This is a genomic window from Reichenbachiella sp. (assembly GCF_039944555.1).
GTDB lineage: Bacteria > Bacteroidota > Bacteroidia > Cytophagales > Cyclobacteriaceae > Reichenbachiella.
This window is the reverse complement of the sequence record NZ_JBDUYN010000006.1, coordinates 22,249-46,674: the sequence shown is the minus strand read 5'-3', so window position 1 is coordinate 46,674 and position 24,426 is coordinate 22,249. Positions and strand designations below refer to the sequence as shown.

General features: G+C 40.9%; 26 protein-coding genes. 15 read left to right on the top strand and 11 right to left on the bottom strand.

The features are described from left to right. Positions 1-7 precede the first annotated feature (7 nt). Positions 8-550, top strand: coding sequence for a hypothetical protein (locus ABJD64_RS05080; protein WP_348179535.1), 543 nt, complete (start codon positions 8-10; stop codon positions 548-550). Here ABJD64_RS05080 and ABJD64_RS05075 read toward each other — a convergent pair whose 3' ends face one another. The 5 genes from ABJD64_RS05075 to ABJD64_RS05055 all read right to left on the bottom strand — a co-directional run bounded on the left by ABJD64_RS05075 (position 551) and on the right by ABJD64_RS05055 (position 5,901). Next, complete coding sequence (locus ABJD64_RS05075) at positions 551-2,287, bottom strand: ABC transporter ATP-binding protein (RefSeq protein WP_348179534.1); 1,737 nt, start codon at positions 2,285-2,287, stop codon at positions 551-553. Between the two features lie 230 nt (positions 2,288-2,517). Continuing rightward, positions 2,518-3,390, bottom strand: a complete 873-nt coding sequence (locus ABJD64_RS05070; RefSeq protein WP_348179533.1) for a hypothetical protein — start codon at positions 3,388-3,390, stop codon at positions 2,518-2,520. Between the two features lie 36 nt (positions 3,391-3,426). Then, the gene (locus ABJD64_RS05065; protein WP_348179532.1) at positions 3,427-4,335 is read right to left on the bottom strand and encodes a DMT family transporter; all 909 of its coding nucleotides are present in this window, start codon (positions 4,333-4,335) and stop codon (positions 3,427-3,429) included. A gap of 27 nt (positions 4,336-4,362) precedes the next feature. Continuing rightward, positions 4,363-5,313, bottom strand: coding sequence for a GNAT family N-acetyltransferase (locus ABJD64_RS05060; RefSeq protein WP_348179531.1), 951 nt, complete (start codon positions 5,311-5,313; stop codon positions 4,363-4,365). Between the two features lie 78 nt (positions 5,314-5,391). Next, the gene (locus ABJD64_RS05055; RefSeq protein ID WP_348179530.1) at positions 5,392-5,901 is read right to left on the bottom strand and encodes a GNAT family N-acetyltransferase; all 510 of its coding nucleotides are present in this window, start codon (positions 5,899-5,901) and stop codon (positions 5,392-5,394) included. Positions 5,902-5,945: 44 nt separating this feature from the next. Here ABJD64_RS05055 and ABJD64_RS05050 point away from each other — a divergent pair, with 44 nt between their 5' ends. After that, positions 5,946-6,338: a rhodanese-like domain-containing protein gene (locus ABJD64_RS05050; protein ID WP_348179529.1), complete on the top strand. Its 393-nt coding sequence runs from the start codon at positions 5,946-5,948 to the stop codon at positions 6,336-6,338. 6 nt (positions 6,339-6,344) lie between these two features. Here the strand turns inward: ABJD64_RS05050 and ABJD64_RS05045 are convergent, their stop codons facing one another. Further along, positions 6,345-7,523, bottom strand: coding sequence for a DUF1343 domain-containing protein (locus ABJD64_RS05045; protein WP_348179528.1), 1,179 nt, complete (start codon positions 7,521-7,523; stop codon positions 6,345-6,347). Between the two features lie 63 nt (positions 7,524-7,586). On the opposite strand from ABJD64_RS05045, the gene ABJD64_RS05040 reads away from it, so the two are divergent. The 3 genes from ABJD64_RS05040 to ABJD64_RS05030 all read left to right on the top strand — a co-directional run bounded on the left by ABJD64_RS05040 (position 7,587) and on the right by ABJD64_RS05030 (position 10,366). Beyond that, positions 7,587-8,804: an FtsX-like permease family protein gene (locus ABJD64_RS05040; RefSeq protein ID WP_348179527.1), complete on the top strand. Its 1,218-nt coding sequence runs from the start codon at positions 7,587-7,589 to the stop codon at positions 8,802-8,804. Between the two features lie 110 nt (positions 8,805-8,914). Next, the gene (locus tag ABJD64_RS05035; protein ID WP_348179526.1) at positions 8,915-9,433 is read left to right on the top strand and encodes an NAD(P)H-dependent oxidoreductase; all 519 of its coding nucleotides are present in this window, start codon (positions 8,915-8,917) and stop codon (positions 9,431-9,433) included. Positions 9,434-9,451: 18 nt separating this feature from the next. Beyond that, complete coding sequence (locus ABJD64_RS05030) at positions 9,452-10,366, top strand: glutaminase (RefSeq protein WP_348179525.1); 915 nt, start codon at positions 9,452-9,454, stop codon at positions 10,364-10,366. Positions 10,367-10,921: 555 nt separating this feature from the next. Here the strand turns inward: ABJD64_RS05030 and ABJD64_RS05025 are convergent. Beyond that, positions 10,922-11,107 (bottom strand): hypothetical protein, encoded by a 186-nt coding sequence (locus ABJD64_RS05025; RefSeq protein WP_348179524.1) that lies wholly within the window; start codon positions 11,105-11,107, stop codon positions 10,922-10,924. On the opposite strand from ABJD64_RS05025, the gene ABJD64_RS05020 reads away from it, so the two are divergent. Continuing rightward, positions 11,106-12,047 (top strand): nuclear transport factor 2 family protein, encoded by a 942-nt coding sequence (locus ABJD64_RS05020; protein WP_348179523.1) that lies wholly within the window; start codon positions 11,106-11,108, stop codon positions 12,045-12,047. The genes ABJD64_RS05025 and ABJD64_RS05020 overlap by 2 nt on opposite strands. Positions 12,048-12,060: 13 nt before the next feature. Here the strand turns inward: ABJD64_RS05020 and ABJD64_RS05015 are convergent, their stop codons facing one another. Beyond that, entirely contained in the window at positions 12,061-13,179 is a 1,119-nt protein-coding gene (locus ABJD64_RS05015) for a C1 family peptidase (RefSeq protein ID WP_348179522.1), read from the bottom strand. A 344-nt stretch (positions 13,180-13,523) separates the two neighbouring features. Between ABJD64_RS05015 and ABJD64_RS05010 the strand changes: the two genes are divergently transcribed. Genes ABJD64_RS05010 through ABJD64_RS04970 form a run of 9 tightly spaced genes read left to right on the top strand, consistent with a single transcriptional unit; the run spans position 13,524 to position 22,116 of the window. Continuing rightward, on the top strand, positions 13,524-14,840 hold the full coding sequence (locus ABJD64_RS05010) for a gluconate:H+ symporter (protein ID WP_348179521.1): 1,317 nt from the start codon (positions 13,524-13,526) through the stop codon (positions 14,838-14,840). Positions 14,841-14,847: 7 nt separating this feature from the next. Beyond that, complete coding sequence (locus ABJD64_RS05005; protein WP_348179520.1) at positions 14,848-15,312, top strand: RidA family protein; 465 nt, start codon at positions 14,848-14,850, stop codon at positions 15,310-15,312. Between the two features lie 12 nt (positions 15,313-15,324). Beyond that, complete coding sequence (locus ABJD64_RS05000) at positions 15,325-16,440, top strand: D-TA family PLP-dependent enzyme (protein WP_348179519.1); 1,116 nt, start codon at positions 15,325-15,327, stop codon at positions 16,438-16,440. 16 nt (positions 16,441-16,456) lie between these two features. After that, entirely contained in the window at positions 16,457-17,521 is a 1,065-nt protein-coding gene (locus ABJD64_RS04995; RefSeq protein ID WP_348179518.1) for a membrane dipeptidase, read from the top strand. Between the two features lie 34 nt (positions 17,522-17,555). Next, entirely contained in the window at positions 17,556-18,131 is a 576-nt protein-coding gene (locus tag ABJD64_RS04990) for a hypothetical protein (RefSeq protein ID WP_348179517.1), read from the top strand. 50 nt (positions 18,132-18,181) lie between these two features. Continuing rightward, the gene (locus tag ABJD64_RS04985) at positions 18,182-19,327 is read left to right on the top strand and encodes a hypothetical protein (RefSeq protein ID WP_348179516.1); all 1,146 of its coding nucleotides are present in this window, start codon (positions 18,182-18,184) and stop codon (positions 19,325-19,327) included. A gap of 59 nt (positions 19,328-19,386) precedes the next feature. After that, a complete protein-coding gene (locus ABJD64_RS04980; RefSeq protein ID WP_348179515.1) occupies positions 19,387-20,286 on the top strand; it encodes a sugar phosphate isomerase/epimerase family protein in 900 nt (299 codons plus the stop codon). Next, the gene (locus ABJD64_RS04975; protein WP_348179514.1) at positions 20,283-21,041 is read left to right on the top strand and encodes an SDR family oxidoreductase; all 759 of its coding nucleotides are present in this window, start codon (positions 20,283-20,285) and stop codon (positions 21,039-21,041) included. Before ABJD64_RS04980 ends, ABJD64_RS04975 begins: the two co-directional genes overlap by 4 nt. Positions 21,042-21,057: 16 nt before the next feature. Next, positions 21,058-22,116, top strand: a complete 1,059-nt coding sequence (locus tag ABJD64_RS04970; RefSeq protein WP_348179513.1) for a Gfo/Idh/MocA family oxidoreductase — start codon at positions 21,058-21,060, stop codon at positions 22,114-22,116. Positions 22,117-22,145: 29 nt separating this feature from the next. Here ABJD64_RS04970 and ABJD64_RS04965 read toward each other — a convergent pair whose 3' ends face one another. From ABJD64_RS04965 to ABJD64_RS04955, 3 genes are read right to left on the bottom strand one after another with little or no spacing between them, the layout of a single operon-like run. Further along, positions 22,146-22,811, bottom strand: a complete 666-nt coding sequence (locus ABJD64_RS04965; RefSeq protein ID WP_348179512.1) for a uracil-DNA glycosylase family protein — start codon at positions 22,809-22,811, stop codon at positions 22,146-22,148. A gap of 27 nt (positions 22,812-22,838) precedes the next feature. Beyond that, positions 22,839-23,435, bottom strand: coding sequence for a bifunctional nuclease family protein (locus ABJD64_RS04960; protein WP_348179511.1), 597 nt, complete (start codon positions 23,433-23,435; stop codon positions 22,839-22,841). Positions 23,436-23,442: 7 nt separating this feature from the next. Continuing rightward, positions 23,443-24,399 carry an electron transfer flavoprotein subunit alpha/FixB family protein gene (locus tag ABJD64_RS04955; protein WP_348179510.1) on the bottom strand — a complete coding sequence of 319 codons (957 nt, stop codon included), beginning with the start codon at positions 24,397-24,399 and terminating at the stop codon, positions 23,443-23,445. Positions 24,400-24,426: the final 27 nt, after the last annotated feature.

The window sequence follows — 24,426 nt, the reverse complement described above, 5'->3', positions numbered from 1 at the left end:
GAAAGTTATGAAAAAGGGCCTATTCATTATAGTGAATTGTCTGCTTAGTATCGCACTTTTTGCTCAGGAATTCACTGACAACGGAAAAAACAACTTGCAATCTCTTTGTCCAACTGAGTCTTGTATTTATATCACATTTACATCTACAATTTATTTTCCTTTTGAAGAGGATAAAGAATGGGAGATCAGGAATATGGAGGTCGCCACTAAAAACACGGGCCATTTTTTGGCTACAGGTGACCTATACATTCATGGAATAGATACAGCTGCGGTTATCTCGATTGATCTGGTATTTATCTCCGATGATGATCAGGAAATTTATAGACATAGTATTCCGGCATTTGAGTTTTATAATGAACCCGCTGCAGCAGAACCAATAGTGGTATCAGGTCAAATGGATAAGGGTCTGGCCGTGGCCATCAGCTATGTCGACATAGACATTACAAGTAGCAAAAGATTACCTTATTATGAGATTTCCTCAGATTGCTATCATGCCTGCAAAGAGCACAAGCTCAAAGAAGCGATGAAAGCATTCAAAAAGGCTAAGTGATCATATCCTGGCTTGATAAGTATATAGATCGAAGTATCGCCCCTCTTTGGCTATTAGCTCATCGTGTGTGCCCGACTCAGCAATCTGACCTTGCTCTATCACCAATATTTGATCCGCTTGCTTAATCGTACTCAATCTGTGCGCAATCACAAAAGTGGTTCTTCCGTGCATTAGAGATTTCAGACTTTCCTGAATGAAAGATTCACTTTCCGTATCCAGATTAGATGTGGCTTCATCAAGAATCAAAATTCTTGGGTTTGCAAGCACAGCTCTTGCTATTGCGATACGTTGTCTTTGGCCACCCGAGAGCTTCACACCTCGTTCTCCGATTACCGTATCTAGGCCGTCTTCAAAGCGATCGGTAAATTCCTGAACGTGAGCGGCTTTTACAGCAGACAAGAGTTGCTCTTTCGTGGCATCAGGTCTTGGGAAAAGTATGTTTTCACGAATGGTTCCTTCAAACAAAAAATCATCCTGAAGTACAACCCCCAACTGTTTTCTGTAGCTATCCAAAGTGATAGTTGAAAGATCAACATCATCGAGTAAAATTTTCCCGGATTGCGGGCTTATGAATGAAGCCACAAGTCCAGCTATGGTCGATTTGCCAGACCCTGAGGTACCAACAAGTGCGGTAACAGATCCGGGAACGGCTTCAAAGGACACGTTGTTAATGACATGCTTTTCTTCTTGGTAAGCAAAACTTACGGATTCAAACTTTACATCTCCCTTGATTCGTTGTATGTCATGAATACGCTTGGGATTTTCAGACTCTGTCGTCATAGACATGATTTCTTCCGTTCGGTCTAGGCCCGCAAAAGCCTCCGTCATTTGGCTTCCAATATTGCTCATTTGTACGATAGGAGCGATCATAAACCCTAAATAAAGTGTGAAGGATAGGAATTCACCAAAGGTTAGATCATCATTTATAATCATGTATCCACCGATACCCATAATGCCTGCAGTAGCCAGTCCTAATAAAAAAGTCGCCGAACTTGTAACAAGAGCTGTTGATGTCAGGCTCTTTTTTACATTTTCATATAAGCGCAATGCACCAGATTCAAATGTTTTTATTTCTTGTTCCTCTGCATTGAAGCCTTTGATGACACGGATACCATTGAGAGTTTCTGTCAATCTACCGGTCACTTCTGCGTTGATTTTCCCTCTGGTTCTGAAAATTGGACGGATATAGCTAAATGCTTTTAGTGAAATGATTCCAAAGATAGAGACTGGCACCAGTACATAGATGGTCATCATAGGGCTGATTCGGATCAGTAAAACAAGCGAAAGTACAGCGGCAAGTGTGCCTCCGAATAATTGAACCAATCCTGTGCCGACTAAATTTCGTACTCCTTCGACATCGCTCATTATTCGAGACACAAGAGCTCCGCTCTTATTGTCATCAAAAAAATTAATTGGTAGTTGAATGATTTGCTTTTGGACTTTAACTCTCAGCTGAGCGATCAGGTGCTGAGCTTCGACACTGAGGAGCCGGGTAAGTGCAAAACTTGTGGCAGCTTGTACAATGATAGCGCCAACCACAACCATGAGAAGCGTTTTTAACATGTCAAAATCTTTATTTGTTATTACATCATCGATCAGGAACTGACTGGCTCCCGGCAAAACCAGCCCTGCCAAACGACTAATTATGATCAATGCCAGCCCAAGTAGAAGAAGATTTTTTCTTGGTAGCACAATTGTTTTAAAAACATGGCCTAAGGAAGCTTTTGAATTACTCATAAGATAGGATAAAAATACTCGTGTCTAATACGGCAATTTGCTGAAATAGATTAGTTTATTTTTATAAGTCATCAATAAAAATGAGCTGAGTAGACTAATTCTGAAAAACTGAAATGACAAGACCAACGTCTTTATCCTAGATTCTCACAAAATGTCGTGTTCACCTTAGAGTCAAACGGCAGAATTTTTACCACCAAGAAGAGTGATTTACAGCTAATAAGATAGTCTCCTTATTCGTCGATGACTACTGCTATCCATTTTCGGTTGGGGCTAACGGCAAGTCTAGAGGCATCAGCAAGATTAAACCAGGTCATATCAGCAACCAAATTCCAGCTCTGATCAGAACTCGGATTGAATGAGTAAATCTTCTTTTTGTCACTTAGAAAGACGGTCCCATCTGAGGCCCAGACCATATCTTCTGCGCCTTTTATGCATTCTGTTATGTAATTGACCTTATCAGTGAATGGATCATAACTATTGATATACCAAATGTCCTCGGATTCCTTATGAATAAAACTGATTGTCTTCTGATCTGGAATTTTACTTAGAGATCTACCTGGATTCATCATAATAATCTTGAATTGAGAATTTTTTGTGTTCCATTCTTGCAACGAGGGTGGTGACCCGACTACATAAGAAAATACCGTTTTACGATCAAACCAGCAGTAATACCCAATTTTTTGTTCAGAGGGTATGATTTTTGGTTCACCTCCCTTGATAGGATATTTAGCTAATACCTGACTGCCGTCCTTGGCTAATATAATTGAAGAAATATATTTACCGTCGGGCGTTGGTTTAGGTGAAAACTCACTACCCGGTGTACTTGTCAATCTTACCTTTTCTTTAGTTGTGAAGTTTTGTTTTACAATATCAGTTTGATTATCATAAGCGGAAGCGTACACTATTTCTTCGTCGTTAATGAAGGTTGGTTGATTGTCGTATCCTTCATTGTTAGAAAGATTTACAGGATTAGTTAGGTTGTATCGACCATTATCCTGTTTTAATTCAAATAAGAATATTTCAGTTGGGGACTGAGCCACTCCCACTGAAAATTTGGTCAAAAGTACTATTGCAGTTAGTACGGAGGCAATAATTCTACTCATAGATTAAAAGTACAAATATTATTTTGTTTTCAAACGCTATTTGGACTTAACTGCTAAGATTGCACCTGCTATTACCGCAAAAGCGCTAAAGAAACCAGGTATGGTAAGCGTATCTGGCGAAATCCAGCTGACTTCTAAATAGGTTAATGCGGTCATTACAAAAATTGTAATGAGTGGGTTTAATGTAATAATTATACCCACCTTGTTAGCATCGGCATATTTAAAAGCCTCTCCCAAAAAGCTATACGCCAGCAGCGTATTCAGACCTAAAAACAACATTAAAAACCACATCCCTATAGTCATTTGGAAAATACTTTGGTAATCTACCATTGGAGCCAAAGCAAATGTTGAAAATATGAAAAGAATGAAATTTATTACTCTTACTGGGTAAGACCTGACGAGCACTTTTTGGCACACGGCATAGATTACCCAGCACAATGCTGCAATGAGTATGTAGAGAGAGCCATTATTGTAAACAGCTTTGGCGCTTTCTATTGTGCCATCTAGTTGATTGAGGTAAAAAAAATAAAAGCCAACGATGGCTATGCCAATGCCTACTAATTGACGCTTAGAAATTTTTTCTTTGAAGAATACGATTCCAATTACTCCTAACAGAAGGGGGGCGGATTGAATAATGATTTGTGCATTGTTAGGTGAAGTCAGTTGAATACCGCTGATATACCCGATGTAGTTCAGGCTAAGGCCGGCAGCAGCAACAAGAGCCAGCCATGGAAATTTTCTGAGTGTCTTTATTTCATTGTTGCCTTTGATGGTCATGAACACGAGAATTAGAAAGGTAGCAATAGAAAACCTGAACCAGGAAACCGTGATAGGATCTATTTCAGCCACAGCGACTTTTAAGGCAATAGCCAAAAATCCCCATAAAACTGCAGTGAGACAAGCGAATATGAGTCCCTTTTTTTGATTGGCCGTGTGTTCCGTCATAAATGAGGTTGAGAAAGTAAGATACGATTATATCATGATTTCCATTTCGATATCACATCTTTCATAAACAGATTGATCTCCGAAATGTTGGCCAGATTTAAACCCTAATGATTTATAAAGATTGATTGCCGGAGTCAATTTTTTATTTGATTCGAGAATGACTTTTTTCCCTTGAAGAGATTTGGCTTTTTCTAAAACGGCCAGCCCTAATTTTTTTCCTATTTGCAGACCCTGACACTTTTCTGTGACCGCCATTTTTGCGAGTTCGTAAACTTCATCATCAAGTTTTATCAGGGCACAGGTGCCTACGATCTCGTCCTTATACCTGGCTAACTTGATAGCACCTCCAGGTCCTAAAATGTATTTTTCAGGATTCTCTAGCGTTTTTTTGTCCTCAGGTTCAAGTTTGAAATATTTTTCTATCCATTCGACATTCAATCGAAGAAAGTCATTTGCATATTTCGACTCGTAGTCTATGATCTCGATTTGGGCCATGAGTCGAGCTTTTCGGTGCAATTGTACTCGCTCGAACATAGGAGTTTTCTCGAAGTCATCTTCACATTGCTCTATTGCACAGAGAATATTGTGTGTATGCTTGCCTATCATTTCATTTAGCGCATTCGATATATCAGACCAAACGGATTCAATCGAGGGAAGGAGAGACGTTCCTTTTTTTGAAAGTTTGAGATTTCTTTTTCTGGCATCCTCGCTATTGGTGGTGCTTTCAATTAAACCGTGTTTTTCTAATTCTTTTACCAATTGGCTCACTGATGGGTGCTTAAGGCCAACGGCTTCGGATATTTCTGTTACCGTCATCTGTTCAGTTTGAGAAATTGCATAGTAGACCGGAAACCATTTGGGTTCGAAGTCAATTTTGTTAGCGGCATAAATTTTTCTACCTGCCTTCATTATTTCTTCACTCAGCCTTTTGAGGCGGCTGCCCAGTGCAAGTTCTCCAAGCTGTTTTAGAGTATCCATAGATGAAAGTATTTTAAAACGTAGTTAACTACGTAAATATAAAAATTAATGTATTAATCTTTAGCCTGATGAGTCAAATTATAGGTTGAGTTCGAAGTAGTCAACATTTGTATGATAGTAGTAAGCTTCAGATACGTGTTTGAAACCACATTTGACAAGGACTCTTTTGGAAGCCTTATTTTGAAGATCGGTAACGGCAACCAGTTGGTTTAACTCAAGTTTTTCTTTGGCATATTTTATTATGGCCAGCGTGATTTCGGTCGCAAACCCTTGTCCCCAATATGTTTTGTCCAGGCGATATCCGACTTCTATATGAGATGAATTTTCAAGGTGTTTCAATCCTCCCCAGCCAATAAAAGAGTCATCTGATTTTTTGAAAACTGGCATCAGACCGAAGCCATTTTTTTTGTACTCTTCTAATTTAATACTTAACCAATTCTCAGATTCCTTAACCGTCCTGGGTTGGCCGTTTGTAATATATCTCATGATTTCGGGGTCGGCATCCAACTTTCTGATTTGATCAAGTGTTAGAAAATCCGGAGTGTGTAAGTAGGTCCTTGGGGTCGTAATTAATGGAGAAAGAGTCATCAACCAAATTGATTATTTTAGCAATTAAATTAAACAACATGAAAATGAAAAACGGTATTTTGAACTCAATGTTACTTGTTATGATCACTTCTATCGCGATTTCATGTACCGCACAAGTCGCAAGTAAACTAACGCCTGAAGAATTCCTAATGCGGATAGAAAATGAAAAGGACAACTTTGTCATTTTGGACGTTAGGACAAGTGAAGAGGTGGAGCAGGGAAAGATACCAGGGGCGATGCAAATGGACTTTTATGATGATAGTTTCACGAGTCAATTGGATCAGTTGGACAAAAACACTACATACTATGTTTACTGTGCTGTGGGAGGTAGAAGTGGTAAAACCTTGTCTAGAATGGTCGAACTTGGCTTTAAGGAAGTGTTTGATTTGGAAGGAGGCATGAAGGCATGGAGGGCTGCTGGATTCAAAGTGGATTGATAGAGCCTATTTGTAAAGTAAATACTGTTGCCTTTTTGCTTTAAAGAGAGCCAAGTCTTTCTGCCAACTGATTTTGATTTCATCTTCCTTAAGCCCATTCTCGATTTGTTGTCTCAGTTTTGATGTGCCGGACAGATTGGTGAAAAAAGCATTGAAATACTCTTTTTTGTCAGGAGCCAGTTTATAATACGCGATTAGAAATGAAAGATCCAAGCCAGTCGGGGACACAGAGTCTCTTAGGTCATAACCATAGCACAATTGATTTTCGTGCTTGGGATATTTTGACGCAAACGGAATGCTCTTTGGAGTAAACTGAAAAGTCCCAAATTCTTGACTGGGGTAACCTATGATTTGAAAGGGGAAATCAGTGCCTCTACCTACACTTATATTCGTGCCTTCGAATAAACACAGAGAGGGGTAAAGTGCAATGGATAAACGGTTGGGTAGATTAGGAGATGGTTTGATGGGTAAAAGATACGGTGTGTCATATGTCCAGTTCTTTAACTTCACAACTGATATTTGCAATTGCTCCGCCTGGTTTATCCAGCCTTCACCTTTAATCATGTGGGCTAATTCGCCGATTGTCATACCATAGACGATAGGAATAGGATGGATCCCCACAAAGGATGCATGTCCTTTTTCTAAAACTGGTCCATCCGTATAATGTGCATTTGGATTGGGACGATCCAAAATTAAAAACTCAATCCCATTTTCAGCACATGCTTCCATCATATAGTGCATAGAACTGATGTAAGTATAGAACCTTGTCCCAACGTCTTGAATGTCGTAGACGACAATGTCAATACCATCAAGTTGAGCAGCAGTTGGTTTTTTATTTTCCCCATAGAGGGAAACAATTGGTAAACCGGTCTTTTCATCTTTACCATCCAGTACTTTTTCACCGTTTGCCAGATCTCCTCTAAAACCATGTTCTGGCGCAAAGATTGTTTTGACAACTATCCCACCGGCTAGAAGCGTGTCTAGCAAATGGGTTTGGTTTACCACAGAAGTGTGATTCACCAATAAAGCAACTGATTTGTCAGCGAGTTGAGGTAAAAACAGATCCAATTGCTGAGCTCCGGTGATGACGTCATTACCTTTTGGTGACTGTGCATGGCATCCGAGCTGCAATAGACAGACGATAGTTAAGCCGATGCAATCAAAGTATTTGATTATCCCAAACAATTTTGTTTTGATTTAATTATTTTACAACCTTTTTGGAGTACTCAACGAATGTAATTGTAAAATTTGAATTTTCCTTATTTCATATCTAAACGAATCACATCAGAGGCTAACTCGTCCTTTTCCTCCATTATTTCTAAACTAGCAGTAATCAGTATCAGCGTAGGACTGGCGGCGATGATTTTGGCATTTTTTATTCTTGGCGGCTTCCAACAAACCATCAAGGAGAAAATTTACAATTTCAAAGGACATTTGGAGATCACCAAGTATAACATGGGTAATTCTCTGGACGAAAAATCCATTAGTTTCAATTCTGATTTTTATCAACAGAAGGAGCATTTCGAATTTATAGATCATGTACAGGCGTTTGCCTACAAAGCCGGACTCATCAAAACCAAAGATGAAGTAGAGGGCGTGATTTTTAAAGGGGTCGACATTCATTTCGATACCTTACGCTTTCGCGCTAATATGCTGACCGGTCGATTTATCCAACATCCCGAAACCGGATATTCCAATGAGGTAGTGCTTAGTACACATATTGCGAAAAAACTGAGATTGAATCTGGGTGACCAGTTCATGATCCATTTTGTTCAAAATCCTCCTCGATTCAGACGCTTAAAACTAGTAGGGCTTTATGAAACCGGACTTGAAGAGTTTGACAAAAGTGTAATTATTGGTGACATTCGAATGATTCAGCGACTTAATGAATGGGGTGCAGAGCAGGTAGGGGGCTTTGAAGTTTTTGTGAAAAACAAAAGGAAAATCGATGAAGCTGAGAATGTACTCTTCAATGCAATAGATGCAGATCTTTATGTCGACAAGGTTAGTGACAAGTACAATCAAATATTTGATTGGCTTGGACTGTTGAATCAAAATGTAACTGTTTTCCTGGGCTTAATTCTGATCGTGGCCTGTTTCAACATGATCTCGATCCTTTTAATTTTGATTCTTGAAAGGACCTATATGATAGGCGTGCTACAAGCTTTAGGAGCAAGTAAAAGACAAGTGAAACGAATCTTTCTTTTCAAGGGTATGCTGCTCGTTTCTAAGGGCCTGGTGTACGGAAATCTGATCGGTCTACTCATCGCATTCATCCAGGATCAGTTCAAGTTGGTGCCTCTGGATGCAGCTAATTACTATATGTACTATGTGCCCATTTCCTGGGATTATGAATCCCTTGTTGGCCTTAACGCTCTAACATTTTTAGTGGTCTCATTAGCTTTGGGTATCCCAATGACCGTAGTGTCTAGAATTAAACCCATTGCGGCTATTCGGTTTAACTAGATTTAATATCAATCTACTCGATCAATTCATCGAAACTTACTATCAGTTTGCGCGACGAATCTTGAAATTCGGACGTTGATTGTTTCCATATAATAGTAAAGAAAGACATTATGCAGCAACAAAATAAATCGATATTATCCGTGATGGGAAGCTCACGAAGTGATGGCCATACGAAGCTCGTGACCGAGTATTTCTCAAACATGAATGGAGGTGAGATTCTTGATTTGAACAGTCAAAATATTAGCTACTACGACTATGAACATCAAAATAGGGATGATGACTTTTTGAATCTGATTAGGAGTTTTGTAGCTAACAATGACGTGCTTGTTTTGGTCACTCCCATCTACTGGTATACCATGAGTGCTCAAATGAAGACTTTTTTGGACAGAATTTCTGATTTATTGACCATTGAAAAGGACTTAGGCCGTCAGCTGAGAGGTAAGTCTATGGCACTAATTAGTCAGACAGAGGGTGACCACGTTAATTCTTGGTTTGCTGAGCCCTTTAGTCTTACTGCAAAATATTTAGGAATGGAGTTTAAGGGACATGCGCATGTTTCAATAGAAGAAGGACAAATAACTGAAGCGTCCGGAAAAAGATTAGAAGATCTGTTTCATTCTATCGGATAATCAGCACATTTTTGGTGCATGAATTATCAGAAGATACTCGACGAGATAGCAGTTGAAATAACTACAATGCCTCATGAAGGCACGGTAGCTGACTACATTCCGGAATTAGCTAAGGTAGACCCGGATAAGTTTGGTATTCATCTTTCTACGGTCAGGAATGAAGATTTCGCCATTGGGGATTCTGAAGACAAATTTTCAGTTCAGAGTATTTCCAAAGTTTTTAGTTTGGCCATGGCCTTTTCTATTCTTGGAGATAAACTTTGGAAAAGAGTTGGTGTAGAACCTTCGGGTAATCCGTTCAATTCGATAGTACAGCTTGAATATGAAGATGGAATTCCAAGAAATCCCTTCGTCAATGCCGGGGCTTTGGTAATTGTGGATGTATTGCTCTCTGAACTTGAAAACCCGGAAGAGGACTTGTTTGCATTTGTGAAATCACTCACGGCATCTCGGCAAATTGGCTACAACGCTGTGGTGGCTCAATCAGAAAAAGAAACTGGTTTTCTTAACGCTGCATTTGTGAACATGATGAAAGCCAAAGGGAATATCATCAATCAGACAGATGACATTTTAGACTTTTATTACAAGCAATGTTCAATAGAATTAAACTGCAGAGAGCTTGCAAGCGCTTTTTTACATTTTGGCGAAAACGCACTTTCTTATAGCCATGCCGGTTTTAGTCTAACCAAAAGCCAGGTCAAGAGACTTAATGCCTTAATGCTATCCTGTGGATTTTATGATGAATCAGGCCAATTTGCCTTTAAGGTAGGATTGGCAGGTAAGAGTGGAGTAGGGGGAGGAATAGTAGCAGTTTATCCTGAAGAATTTGCTGTGGCGGTTTGGAGCCCAAAATTAAATAAAAAGGGTAATTCAGTGCGTGGTTTTCATAGTCTCGAATTATTGACGACCAAAACTGAGTCGTCAATATTCTGACCATCTCTTTCTATAGCTAATGAGAAAAAACCTAGTGGAGGTTTATATCTTTCCTGCTCTCAGACCAAAATTAAATACAGTGCAACTGGAATGGCTTTCATCAATACAGTGAGCACGATAATTGATTTTCTGATTACTTTCATGATCTTGTTTTTAATTTTCTTGTACAAATATCAATCATTAGTTGCATAATAGTAATCCGTAGATATACCTAAATAATTTATTAGGTAATTCTCCTAAATTGCATAATTCTAATAATTCATTGTTATTTATCGTTTAGAATTGAATTTATCTAATATTGTCAACTTTGTAATCGACGTTATTTATTGAATAATTACGTGACAACAATTGTATTATTTTGCGTTTAGGTACATTTCTAATATGCAATTGTACTATGTGAGTAGTTAAGTATTTATTCTATAAAAGTACAAGTACGCTGCACTGACACAGGACACTTTTCGACCTTTGATTGTATTAGTTCGTATCGTGCAAACTGCTGACGGTCGTAGGAGGTGTTTTTTTTCTTGATTTGTTCGTAAAAAACGAATAACCTGATTAAAACCTTGATGCGAATTTTATGTTTACTCTTTTCTTTTGTACCTCTATTAGCAATTGCCCAAACTGTAAGCCTAAGCCATCCGCTATCAATCTATGATTAGCAATCTCCAACAGCGGAGACATAATTGCTACAGCAGGAAAGGACTCTTCTGTGAATATTTGTTGAATAAAAAGTAATCTCATGCGCAAATTATTATTAATTCTATTCACTTTCCTTAGCCTTGGAGGTGTTTGCCAACCTCGGAATTATCCTTGTCAATATGCCGATGCCGGTATATTATCCTCGTTGGTGGGCACCTGGAAGGTTGTAACCAAAGATCGGATCTCTCCTGGTAATTATGAAACCAATGCTGGTATTTCGGTTATTTCCAAGGGCATTCAGGGTTGTAGTATCAAGGAATCTTATCAGGGCATTTTCAAAGAAAAGAATTATGCGGTCGAAGCTATTCTACTCATGACTGATTCAATGAAGTTACAACGTGTTTACTTTGACTCTGAACATGCAAATGCAATGGTTTTCGATGGAGGGATTAATGCCGAAGGAATGGAGCTATTCTGGGTGCGTGACAAGGAAAGAAAGAAGATGCAGGTCAAATTTGAAATGATCGCTCCGGGAACAGACTCTTTTGAATGGAAGACGCATCTGACTACCGATTTTGGCGAAACCTGGCAGCTGACCCACCATTGGCAATACACCAGAGTTGCACCTTTTGAGGCGAACAATATTGAACATCGGTTGATCAAATCGGCTCTGGACAATTACCATGATGGGTTAACTACTGGAAATACAGAAAGGGTGAAAGAGGCACTGGCGGATCAGTTTATCATGTATAACGGCAATTATTCAGGAGATGCAGTCAATTGGCAAGCACACATGTTTTTAGCGGGAAAGGATCTGGAATTATGGCCTGAGATGTTCATAAAAGAAGCTGGGCCATATCAAAACGATTTTGGCATAATTTCTATCCACATCCGTGGTAAGGCAGCCGTGGTTGTCACCAGCGACACTGGAAAAAATAAGTTCAGACAATGGAACAAAGAGCAAACCACCTGGCTACTTGGTAAAAAAGAAGATCAATGGGAAATAATAGGCTACTACTTAAGGGATATCAGCAACCCTTAGAAGGCCACTCTGGCTAGAATCCAATTTTTTTCGCGATATCCCTAGGAATAGCATCTTTATGTACCGTAATACTGATTGTTTTAAGTCTCATATACGATTCACTCATATTGATATAACCGTCGTTTGAAATACGCGCTGAGTTACCTCCCCAGCTGTTTTTCACTTTATAGTATTTGTTACCCGATTGATCTTTGAGCTGTCCAATGATGTGCATCAGATGATCGTCCGTGGTGGTGAAATTTTCGAACTCATCCTGTCGATAATTTTGAGTCACAGCTAATTCCGGATAAATGGCCTTCAAAGCCGCTTCGTTATTTGTCGGATCTGCCGGGATAACTGCCAGTGCATGTTTTGCAGAAAATGTGGGTTCACTTACATCGCAATCAAACTCAACGGTATATCCATTGGACAGAGAATTATCCAATGTCTCAATCAATTCATCGAGTGGAAGATTGTAAAAACTGCCGTTACTAAAATTGTCCGGAATGTTCAGAATGAACGAAGAATAAAAGTCAGCATGACTGAAAGAGGTCAGGGAAACATAGTCATCAGGGTTGATTTTGGTCATTTTCAGAAAGGACTGAGGAGTATAGGTTGTGCCTTCATACACGAATTTTTCTGGCCTTACGCCTAAGTATACATCTAAAACGGCATTTATGGCAGGCTTCCAGTTTTTACTCAGTTTTTTTCCAGGTTTAGAGATATAAGTATCCAGCATGGACTCAAGTACGGCAGCTAACTCGGCATGATTATGATAATCAACGTTTGGCTCCAAACCTCTATAAACGTTCAATGGAACCAATCCATTGGTGCGAATTGAGTTGATCATATCGTGTGCTAATCCACCTTCACTGAACTGGGATTTGCCTTGACGCATGACATAGTTTTCAGCTTTAACCGAATAGGTGTGTCTTACAGAGTACATCTCAGAAAGGTCGATGGCCTTTCCTGTCTTTCTGATTATTTCAGATTCAATAAACGATGAGGCTGAAAAGCTCCAGCATGTTCCCGTCCTTCCCTGGCTAATTACTGGCGTGGCATCAAGGTCTATGACTGTGGTAAATTCATAGGGATCCTGTGCAACAAGCGTAGAGGAAATAACTAGTAGAAAAAAAGCTATTGAGCGGCGCATACTGATTTGGTTTAATGTTTTACGCTGATTGAAAATCGAAGATATATAATCTTGTAAAAAAGAATGGACGATAGGCCTCTAAGTTTGATGAACGGCAAATTACATCTTAGTTTTAGGATATTTTAGCCAAGGAAATCGAACTTTCCCATGTCATGATAACAGGCAGGTTGAAGTCAGAAGCTGTCATCTCCTCAATACCGTAAATCTTATAAATAATGTTGTCTAGCTCTAAAGGAGTGGAGTTGAGATAATTTATATAGAAACCGAACTCGTTTTGATTAGTTTGGAAAGCGAATGGCTAAGAGCGAACAAGTTTATTTATTACTATCTGTACAGACCCCGGCATGCCTTTATTAATTGTAGTTTTTGGAATAGCGTTGCTATTCATTTTAATAGCGTTTTTTAAGCTAAACGCCTTTATTTCATTTGTCATTGTATGCCTGTTTGTAGGCCTTTTTCAGAACATGCCTTTAGAGGCCGTGGTACAGTCTATTCAGCTAGGGATAGGTAATACGCTTGGTTTTTTGGTTATGATTTTGGGGTTCGGCGCGATGTTGGGTAAGCTGGTGGCCGATAGCGGTGCAGCACAACGCATCACATCCAAACTCGTTTCCGCATTTGGAATTAAATACATCCAATGGGCCGTTGTCCTGGCCGGATTTATTGTGGGGATTCCGATGTTCTATTCAGTTGGTTTCGTCATTCTGATTCCATTGGTTTTTACGGTCGCCGCTTCCACAGGATTACCACTTATCTATGTGGGTTTACCTATGCTGGCTTCATTATCTGTCACGCATGGATTTCTTCCACCTCATCCGGCTCCTACAGCTATAGCCACCATATTCAATGCAGACATTGGCAAAACATTACTCTATGGTATTTTTATTGCAATACCGGCGATCGTAGTCGCCGGGCCACTATTTTCAAGGACGATCAAAAAAATTGAAGCCACTCCGCTTAAGGAGTTTTACAACCCCGTAGTTCTGAAAGAGGATGAAATGCCGGGGATGACTACTAGCGTACTAAGTGCTTTGCTTCCGGTTATTTTAATTGTGCTGGCAACCGTGCTCAACTACGCACTTCCAGACAATTTCCCTTTCAAGAACGTGATTGCCTTCGCAGGCAATCCGGTGATCGCCTTGCTAATCGCAGTATTGGTAGCAATATATACTTTGGGACTGGCCCGAGGTAAGAAGATGAAAGAAATTATGGATTCTTTGGCCAACTCAATTTCAAGTATCACCATGGTACTACTTATTATTGGAGGCGCTGGTGCGCTAAAGCAGATTTTGGTAGATAGTGGGGTAAGCGAATATATTGCTGAATTATTGAAGGATTCCAGTATTTCACCTTTGATATTGGCGTGGTCTATCACTACGATAATAAGAGTTTGTGTGGGATCGGCTACCGTAGCCGGACTTACTGCGGCGGGCATTGTCCTGCCTTTGGTCTCCAACTCATCCGCAAGTCCGGAATTGATGGTTCTTGCGATTGGTTCAGGCAGCCTCATGCTTTCCCATGTCAATGACGGTGGCTTCTGGATGTTCAAAGAGTACTTCAACCTATCGGTCAAAGAAACACTTTCCACCTGGACGGTGATGGAAACCACAGTGGGCGTCATGGGACTCCTTGGAGTTTTGATTTTAAATACATTTATATAAAGAAGCAATGCAAAGTTTACCATCAGAAAAAATAAAAGAACTGGGATTGGAATTTCCACCGGCACCCAAACCTGCCGGTGTATATAGACCGCTGTTGGTGGTCGATAACTTTTTGTACGTCTCTGGTCATGGGCCAGTCAACAATGACGGCTCTCTGATGCAAGGTCGGGCAGGGGATAATATAAGCTTGGAAGAAGCCAAAGTGGCAGCAAGACAAGTAGGCCTGACTGTACTATCGACTATCCAAACTCATTTTGGAGATTTGAACAAAATTAAAAGAGTAGTAAAAGTACTTGGTATGGTCAATTGTACACCGGATTTTATACAACAACCCTTTGTTATCAATGGCTTTAGTGAGTTGATGGCGGATGTCTTCGGGCCAGAGCACGGCATCGGAGTAAGAAGTGCTGTAGGCATGATGTTGCCTGACGGAATTCCAGTAGAGGTGGAGGCCATCTTTGAACTACACTAGTGTTTACAGGATATGAATAGTATCGACGAATGGTATAAAGTAAAAAACAGCGAAGACGTCATTTCACCGTCTCTACTAGTCTATCCGGACCGGGTTAAGAAAAATATTGAATTGATGGTGTCAATGGCTGGAGGAACAGCTGACTTGCGCCCTCACATTAAGACGCACAAAATAGCTGAAATTGTTGAGCTCCAAATGGGCTATGGTATCGATAAATTCAAATGCGCTACCATTGCCGAAATGGAGCTTCTGGCTAAATGTGGAGCACCGGACATTCTTTTGGCCATGCAGCCTGTGGGTATTAATGTGGTTAGATTTTTTAATTTGTTGGAGCAATACCCAAATTCATTGTTTTCAACCTTAGTAGATAACCAAGCCTCCATAAAGGAAATGGCTGATCTGGCCGAGGCTAAACAAGTGACAGTTTCCATTTGGCTGGATATCAACAATGGCATGAATAGGACTGGTGTTCGACCGGGAAATGAAGCCATAGAAATGTACAAGTCAATTGATGCTAGTCCATTTCTGAATGCCAGGGGATTACATGTATATGATGGCCATATTCATGAGTCAGACTTCGAACAGAGAAAAATAAGATGCGAGTCAGACTTTGAACCCGTACTGAAATTAAAAAGTGACCTGGAAAGCTCAGGCATCAAAGTAGAAAGGATTGTTGCCGGAGGAACACCTACCTTTCCCATTCACTTGACAAGAAAAAATGTGGAAACCAGTCCTGGTACTCCCTTGTTGTGGGACCAAGGATATGCAGAGATGTTTCCTGACCTGAATTTTCTTTCTGCCGCAGTATTATTGACCAGAGTGGTCAGCCAACCGGAAACGGGCTTGGTATGTTTTGATCTTGGGCACAAATCAGTGGCTTCGGAAATGAATTTACCAAGAGTTAAGTTTTTAGGAGGTAGTGCAGCTAGGCAAATCAGTCAGAGTGAGGAACATTTGGTAGTGGAAACCAATGAAATCGAGAAATTTAACATAGGATCGGTTCATTATGCCGTCCCATTTCATGTGTGCCCCACGGTAGCTAAGTACAAAAATGCGCGACTAGTGAATAACGGAGAAATAAATGATGCTTGGGAAGTAGCTGCCAGGGATCATGAAGATTTAGATTAAAAAAAGAGTTAAAAACATGTTTATATTCGATGCACACCTTGATCTAGCCATGAACGCTTTGGAATGGAACAGAGATCTGACCTGGACGGTAGAGGACATCAGAAAAAGCGAGATCGGGATGACTGATAAACCCGATAGAGAGAAGAATACCGTTTCCTTATACGCCATGCGAAAAGGTAATGTGGGTATTTGTGTGGCGACACAAATTGCGCGATATGTAAAAAAGGAAAGTTCTTTGCCAGGGTGGAATTCACCGCATCAGGCATGGGCGCAAACTCAGGGGCAACTGGCCTGGTATAAGGCCATGGAAGAGATTGGCCAAATGACACAAATCTCTAATCTGGAGCAACTCAATAGTCATTTAGAGCTATGGGAAAAACCTGATTCTAAAACACCAATTGGCTACATACTGAGCCTCGAGGGAGCAGATTCTATAGCCACTATTGATCATTTGGAAAGATCTTATGAACAAGGATTGCGCGCTATTGGACCTGCTCATTACGGTCCCGGAACCTACGCACATGGAACAGATTCTGTAGGTGGCATTGGAGCAAAGGGTAGGGAGCTACTTAAAAAAATCGAGGAACTGAATTTGATCTTGGATGCCACACACTTATGCGATATTAGTTTCTGGGAGACTATGGATGCATACAATGGACCCGTTTGGGCCAGTCACAACAATTGCAGAAAGTTTGTGGACCATAATCGACAATACTCAGATGAACAGATTACCGAATTGGTCAGCAGAGATGCAGTTATCGGAATAGCACTTGATGCATGGATGATGGTTCCTAATTGGGTAAGAGGAGAATCTACTCCTGAAAGTATGGGCGTCACCCTCAAGCAAATGATTGATAACATCGATCATATCTGTCAATTGTCTGGAGATTCACTTCACGTGGGTATTGGGACTGACCTGGATGGTGCTTTTGGAAAAGAGCAAAGCCCAAGTGATTTGGACACTATAGCAGATCTTCAAAAAGTACCTCAAATGCTAGCAGAAAGGGGCTACAGTGAAGAGGAAATCGACAATATTATGCATCAGAATTTTATAAACTTCCTTCAGCGAGTATGGAAATAGATTATGGTTTAAATGAAACTTGGCGCAGATCTCTATGAAAAAGAGTCGTCTCATATTGCTGTACCTTCTTGCTGGTTGTAGTACCTCACACGGGAAATGGGCAAATGAGCCCATAAATCTTGTGCGATCCAATACCTGGTATATCGCTGGGCCGGTCTTAGAAGACGAGCATGAGATCAATGAAGTCAGAAAGAGGGATGGCGTCATTCGGGTTACAGCTAATGATGCGCCAGTTGGAGAAATAGAGCTAAATGTTATGATTACTGAATCTAATTCGAACGACGGGCCACCAACTCAATTGTCTGACAAATCTACATTTGTTGAGATCACATATAGATCATCTCACCACATTAAACTTCAGGCTCGCCAGGGTGACACTAAGGGTGTTGGTTGCCTACATGGAGGATCACATCCCAGAGTAGATTTACCAGCGTCAACTCATGATTTTAAAACGCTAAGAATACCTTGGCTGGCATTCAAACAGGATGGTAAGCCTGACGGTCAGCTTTTGAACATAGACAATCTCTGTAAATTCAATTTTGTGAATTATAATCCTATTCCAGGGGCCAGCCTGGAAATTCTCTCAGTGAAAATAGAAAACTTTAATTAGTAAAAGGCTCAATAATGAAACACATGAATAATTATATAAACAATAACACTATGGTTAATCTCATAAACAAACTTTTCGCTTTTTTGTTGATCTTGACTGCTGTTGCCTGCAGTCCTTCGGCTAAACAGGACGAAGGATCGACTGAAAAATACAAGGTGCCAGTCTATGCTTGGTTAGGTGGTCCCGGAGAATCTTCGGACGAAGAGATCAAAGCAAATTTTCTAGATCTAAAGGCAAAAGGAATTGATGTACTGATGTATAACGGGGGACAAGATCCCGATACCTATAAACGAGTTGGGAAAATCGCCAAGGCGGCAGGACTAGGTTTTCACACCTGGATACCAACGATGGTCCAAAGCCTCCGGGATGAGCTCAAGCCAGAATGGTATGCGGTCAACGGAAAAGGAGAATCTGCCTATGACAAACCGGCCTATGTTCCTCACTATCATTTCCTTTGCCCGAGTCGTCCTGGGGTACAAGATTTTCTAACTGATATGTATGGTAAGATTGCGGATTTGGAAGAAGTAGATGCCATTCATTTGGATTATATCCGCTTTCCAGATGTGATATTGGCAAGAGGTCTTTGGGAAAAGTATGGCTTGGTCATGGACAAAGAATATCCAGCTTATGATTACTGTTACTGCGACAAATGTACGGCTGACTTTAAATCACAATCTGGTATTGACATTATGTCTGTGGAGGATCCCACTCAAGTAGCCGAATGGAAACAATTTCGTTACGATTTGATCACCAATATCGTAAGTCAACTGACCGAAGTGGCCCATAGTCGGGGTAAGCAAATCAATGGGGCGGTATTTCCGGGCCCTAATTCTGTAGCTAAGAAAATTGTGCGTCAAGAATGGGATAAGTGGTCAATGGATGCTTATTTCCCCATGAACTACAATGATTTTTATCTACAAGATACCACCTGGATAGGTGCGGTGACTAAAGAAGCTGTGACCGCTCTTGAAAATAAGAAACCAGTAATCAGTGGATTGTTTATTTGCCCTGACCCAGCCAAAAAGACCGGTGAGCCAGACCCTGAAAATCATGGATTACTACCGGAAGAACTCGAAGGTGCTATTCGTGCTTCTATGCAAAATGGTGCAGCCGGTATATGCTTGTTCACACCAGGCCGAATGACTGAAGAGCATTGGAAAGTATTTGAAAAGGCCATCTACAAGAAATACGAATAGCCTTGAAACAATGCCCAAAAGCCGTGTAATAAGGCTTGGGCTAGGTTATGAAGAATAATATGGACAGAAGAGAATTTACCAAACAAGCGTCGAAAATAGTACTAGGAGGAAGTATGGCCTTATCAATCCCATCATGTATGCACACAGTAAATAGTAACGATCCGTTCTTTAAAATATCCCTGGCACAGTGGTCTCTACATCGAAGCCTTAGGAAAAGAACACTAACAACACTTGATTTTCCGGCTAAGGCTAAAAAAGACTTTGATATTCATGCAGTCGAGTATGTCAATCAATTCTTTTTAGACCAGGCCAGAGATCTGATATTTTTGGATGAATTAAGGCAGCGTACATCTGATTTGAATGTAGAGAATATTTTAATCATGATTGATGCCGAAGGCGAGTTGGGCCATCAGGATCAGAAAATGAGATTGCAGGCAGTCGAAAATCATTATAAGTGGGTAGAGGCGGCTCAAATATTGGGTTGTAGGGCTATACGTGTCAATGCTGGTGGAGAGGGTGATAAGGTTGAGGTGGCTAAAGCTGCTCAGGACAGTTTGTTCCAATTGTCCAACTTCGCAAAAGACTATGAAATTAATGTGATCGTGGAGAACCATGGCGGATTTTCTTCAAATGGTGACTGGCTGTCTGGAATAATAAAAAAGGTCAATCTGGATAACTGCGGAACCTTACCCGACTTTGGGAATTTCTATGAATATGATCGTTATCAGGGAGTCAAAGAAATGATGGCATTTGCCAAGGGAGTGAGTGCGAAGTCTAATTATTTTGATGATTCTGGAAACGAATCTGAAATCGACTATGTAAAGATGCTTCAAATCGTAAAAGATGCCGGATACACCGGTTACATAGGTATAGAATATGAAGGGCCGGATGATGACGAAGATAAAGGCATCCGGCTCACAAAAGCGTTATTACTCAAGGCATCGAATCAATTATCATGAAGCTTGAAAATCAAGTATTTATCATAACAGGGGCCACCAGTGGCATGGGTAAGTCAATGGCCACCCTATTTGCAAGGCAGGGTGCTAAACTGGTTTTGAGCGGAAGAGATAAGGAAAGGGGAGAAGTTTTGTTAAAAGAGCTGAAACAGAGCCATGCGGATGCCGTATTTCATGCTGGTGATATTGGAGAACCGTCCGTCAACGAGCAACTAGTGGAACTGGCTCTGAGTACGTTTGGAAAGTTGAGCGGTGTTTTAAGCAATGCTGGTGTGCTCGGGTTGGGGCGAATCACGGATATTGATATTGAAGAATGGCATCACACATTGAATACAAATTTCAATGCCTTTTTTTATATCTGTAAATATGCCATTCCCCATATTGAAAAAGAAAACGGAGTAATCATTGCCAATGCTTCCATTGCAGCATTCAAGTCTTTTCCCAATCATCCGGCCTATTGTTCATCAAAAGCTGCCCTGGTATCACTGGTGAAACAAGCTGCTCTGGATTATGGCCCCTCGGTTAGAATAAATGCCATTTGCCCGGGTCCGGTAGATACACCATTGATTTGGGATTCGGCCCAGGCATTTGAAAATCCTGATCAGGTGGTTGAAAGCGTGAAGGAAGCCACTCTACTAAAGCGGTTGGGTACTCCTGAGGATATTGCCAAATTGGCTTTATTTCTGGCATCGGAGGATGCCTCTTGGATGACGGGTTCAGCAGTGACTATTGACGGCGGAATCATGGCCACCAGTTAACGATCAATAATTAAATATGAAACTAAAAGTACTAGTAGTGGGCTGTGGTAATATGGGAACTTCTCATGCCCGTGCGTATCACCAAATAGATAATTTCGAAATAGTGGGATTGGTCAGTCGAAGCGCAGAAAGCAGAGAGCGTCTCTCAAAAGAACTTGGCGGTGTCCCAATGTTTAGTGATTTTGAGCATGCCTTGTTAAAAACAGAACCCGATGTAGTGTCCATCAATACTTACCCGGACACCCACGCGGCTTATGTTAGAGCAAGTCTGGAAGCCGGAGCGCATGTCTTTGTGGAAAAACCATTGGCAACGACCGTCGCTGAAGCAGAAGATTTGGCAAGGCTAGTCAAAATGCGAGATAAGAAATTAGTTATTGGTTACATATTGCGTGTTCATCCGGCATGGACAAAATTTGTGGATGTAGCTCAAACACTGGGAAAGCCACTGGTCATGCGAATGAACTTAAATCAGCAGAGCTTTGGTGAACAATGGTATACACACAAACAATTGATGAATACGGTATCGCCAATCGTAGATTGCGGAGTGCACTATGTGGACATCATGTGTTTGATGACCCAATCAAAGCCGGTCTCTGTCAGTGCCATTGGGGCCCGGCTATCCAATGAAATCCCATCAGATATGTATAATTATGGTCAGTTGCAGGTTCGATTTGAAGATGGGTCAATCGGTTGGTATGAAGCAGGCTGGGGGCCAATGATGAGTGAAACCGCTTTTTTTGTAAAAGACGTCATAGGACCAAAAGGATCTGTTTCAATTACTGATGAAGCCAAAGGAGAATCGCAAGATATCGAAGGCCATACTAAAACAGGCAGTTTAAAGCTGCATCATAGCCAATTAGATGCAGCTGGTAACTTTGCACACCAAGATGAATTTCTCAGCACTGAAGATGAACCCGATCATGATGGGCTATGTCTCCTGGAACAAAAATTCCTATTGAAGGCTATAGTAGAAAATTTGGATCTTACAGTTCATGTGAATGACGCAGTTAATAGCATGAAAATAGTGCTTGCGGCAGATGAGGCATTCAGAGAAGGCAAAACTGTTGAGTTATAAGATTTCCCAGATCTGGGCAAGATCAAAGTCTATGCTAGCTTATGCATGTATTCATCAATAAACTCTTGCTTTCTTTTTAGTCTGTACTGCATCACCCAACGTGGGTGCGGCACGGGTACAATTTGTTCAAAAAAATGATGCTGGTCGTTTATTTTTTGGAGGAATTTAAGGTTTTGGCCTTGCCCGATACTAAATGCCACCGATGTGTCAATTGAAAAAGTGAGCTGTTCTTTGATCCAGACGATCATATCTTTTTCAAAGATCTTTTGCCAATTCGGCAGGTCGTAATAATTGAGATTTTTACCATTCATTACAAATCCCAATGGCGACATTCCCGTGATATAGAATTTGGAATAAAATTGTTCGGCTCCTCCGTAAGCTGCGATCATTTCATATATAAATCTAGAGCTAAGTTCTGCTCTTTTATGGAAGGGGTTCTGAATGTCACAAACTTGCTCAAGCAGAAGCGGATCGGTAAAGGGTACTCCAGTTATGCCACCGCCAAACCTTCCAGGGTTGATGCCAAATAGCATTCTCCTGGGGTGGTTATCAGCATAATACTTCTTGTAGAACTGTGAGGTGCTTTGCCAGCCATCAGCAGTCTGATATGGGTTCAATGTTTCTACCTCTTTTGGGAGTTTGGATGGAGGGGCTAAGGATTTATAAAAGTCCAGAATTCGATCAGATACAAGCATACTTAACCTTGGGTTTTGAATCTTGACCTAATTCCTTCTATTCAATTCATCACGCAATTGAGCCGCTTTTTCATAGTCCTCTTCTGCTAGTGCTTTGTCCAGCAAGCGATTGAGTTCTTCTACGGAGTGTTTTTTTATTCCCTTTCCTTTAGGTTCTTCTTTGGATTCTTCATCAGAAGTTGACAAGGTATCAAGTTCTTCTTCAAATTCATCCGTCACCACAATGCCTGCTTCTTCCATAACAGCCGGATTGGTGTAAATATCAGCGTTAAAGCGAATGCCAATGGCTATTGCATCGGATGGTCTGGCGTCTATCTCTACTTTTTTGCCATTGGTATCGATGCATACAATTTTGGCAAAGAAAACACCCTCTTTCAAATCAGAGATGATAATCTCTTTGATGTCTATTTCGAAATGTCCGGCAAAAGACTTGAACAAATCATGGGTCATGGGCCGGTTAGGCGTAATCTTTTCGATTTCAATGGCAATGGCTTGCGCCTCAAACATGCCAATGATAATAGGCAGTCTTCTACCACCTTCCGATTCGCCTAACACAAGCGCAAATGAGCCCGATTGTGCATGGCTGGAGGATAATCCTATAATGTCTAGTTTTATTTTCTCCAACTGTCTGTTAATTATTTAGTGCCTTGATGGCTTCTGTTAATTTTGGAACCACCTCAAATGCATCACCCACTATGCCATAGTCCGCTGCTTTGAAAAACGGTGCTTCGGCATCTTTGTTAATGACGACAATATATTTAGAGGAGTTTACTCCGGCCAAATGTTGTATAGCACCAGAGATGCCTACGGCGATATACAAGGACGGGGCCACTTTGATCCCAGTTTGTCCCACGTGCTCGTGATGAGGTCTCCAGTCCATGTCAGAAACAGGTTTACTACATCCGGTTGCAGCGCCCAGAGTCTTGGCCAAATCCTCGATCATTCCCCAGTTTTCAGGACCTTTTAGGCCTCTTCCTCCCGAAACGACTAGATCAGCTTCTGGTAATAAAATGTCTCCTGTTGCCTTTTCTTGTGAAGTCACGTTTACTTTGAAATCTGCATCGTCAGCATTGACTGCAAATGCCTCTACAGAAGCATCAGCACCATCTTCCTTGATAATAGCTGCGTTCTTCTTGATTCCTATAATTCTCTTACCCTCTGTTAGACTGACGTTGGCAAAAGCTTTTCCAGTATAAATGCTTCGTTTTACTGTGAATCCATTGGATGTATCCGGTAACTCAGTCACATTGGTTGCGAGTGAGGCTCCGATTTTGATGGCCAGTCTCGCTGCGACAGGATCGCCCAACGATGATTTAGCCAAAATGACGGTTTCAGCACCTGTGCTTTCTACTGCAGAGGCAATAGCTGAGGCGTAGGCCTGAATGTTTCCTTGTTTGTATTTGTCATCGGTGACGTGTAGTACCTTTGCGGCACCTGCTTTACCTGCTTTTGCCAATGCGGATGCATCAGCTTCCCCGAAAGCGATAGCGGCAACATCACCTCCGATACCGGCTGCGTAGCTTACAGCTTCTAATGACGATTTTTTTATTTCGCCTTCTGATATTTCTATAAATACTAATATGGACATCTTTTATTTTTTGGGTCGAAATCAAAG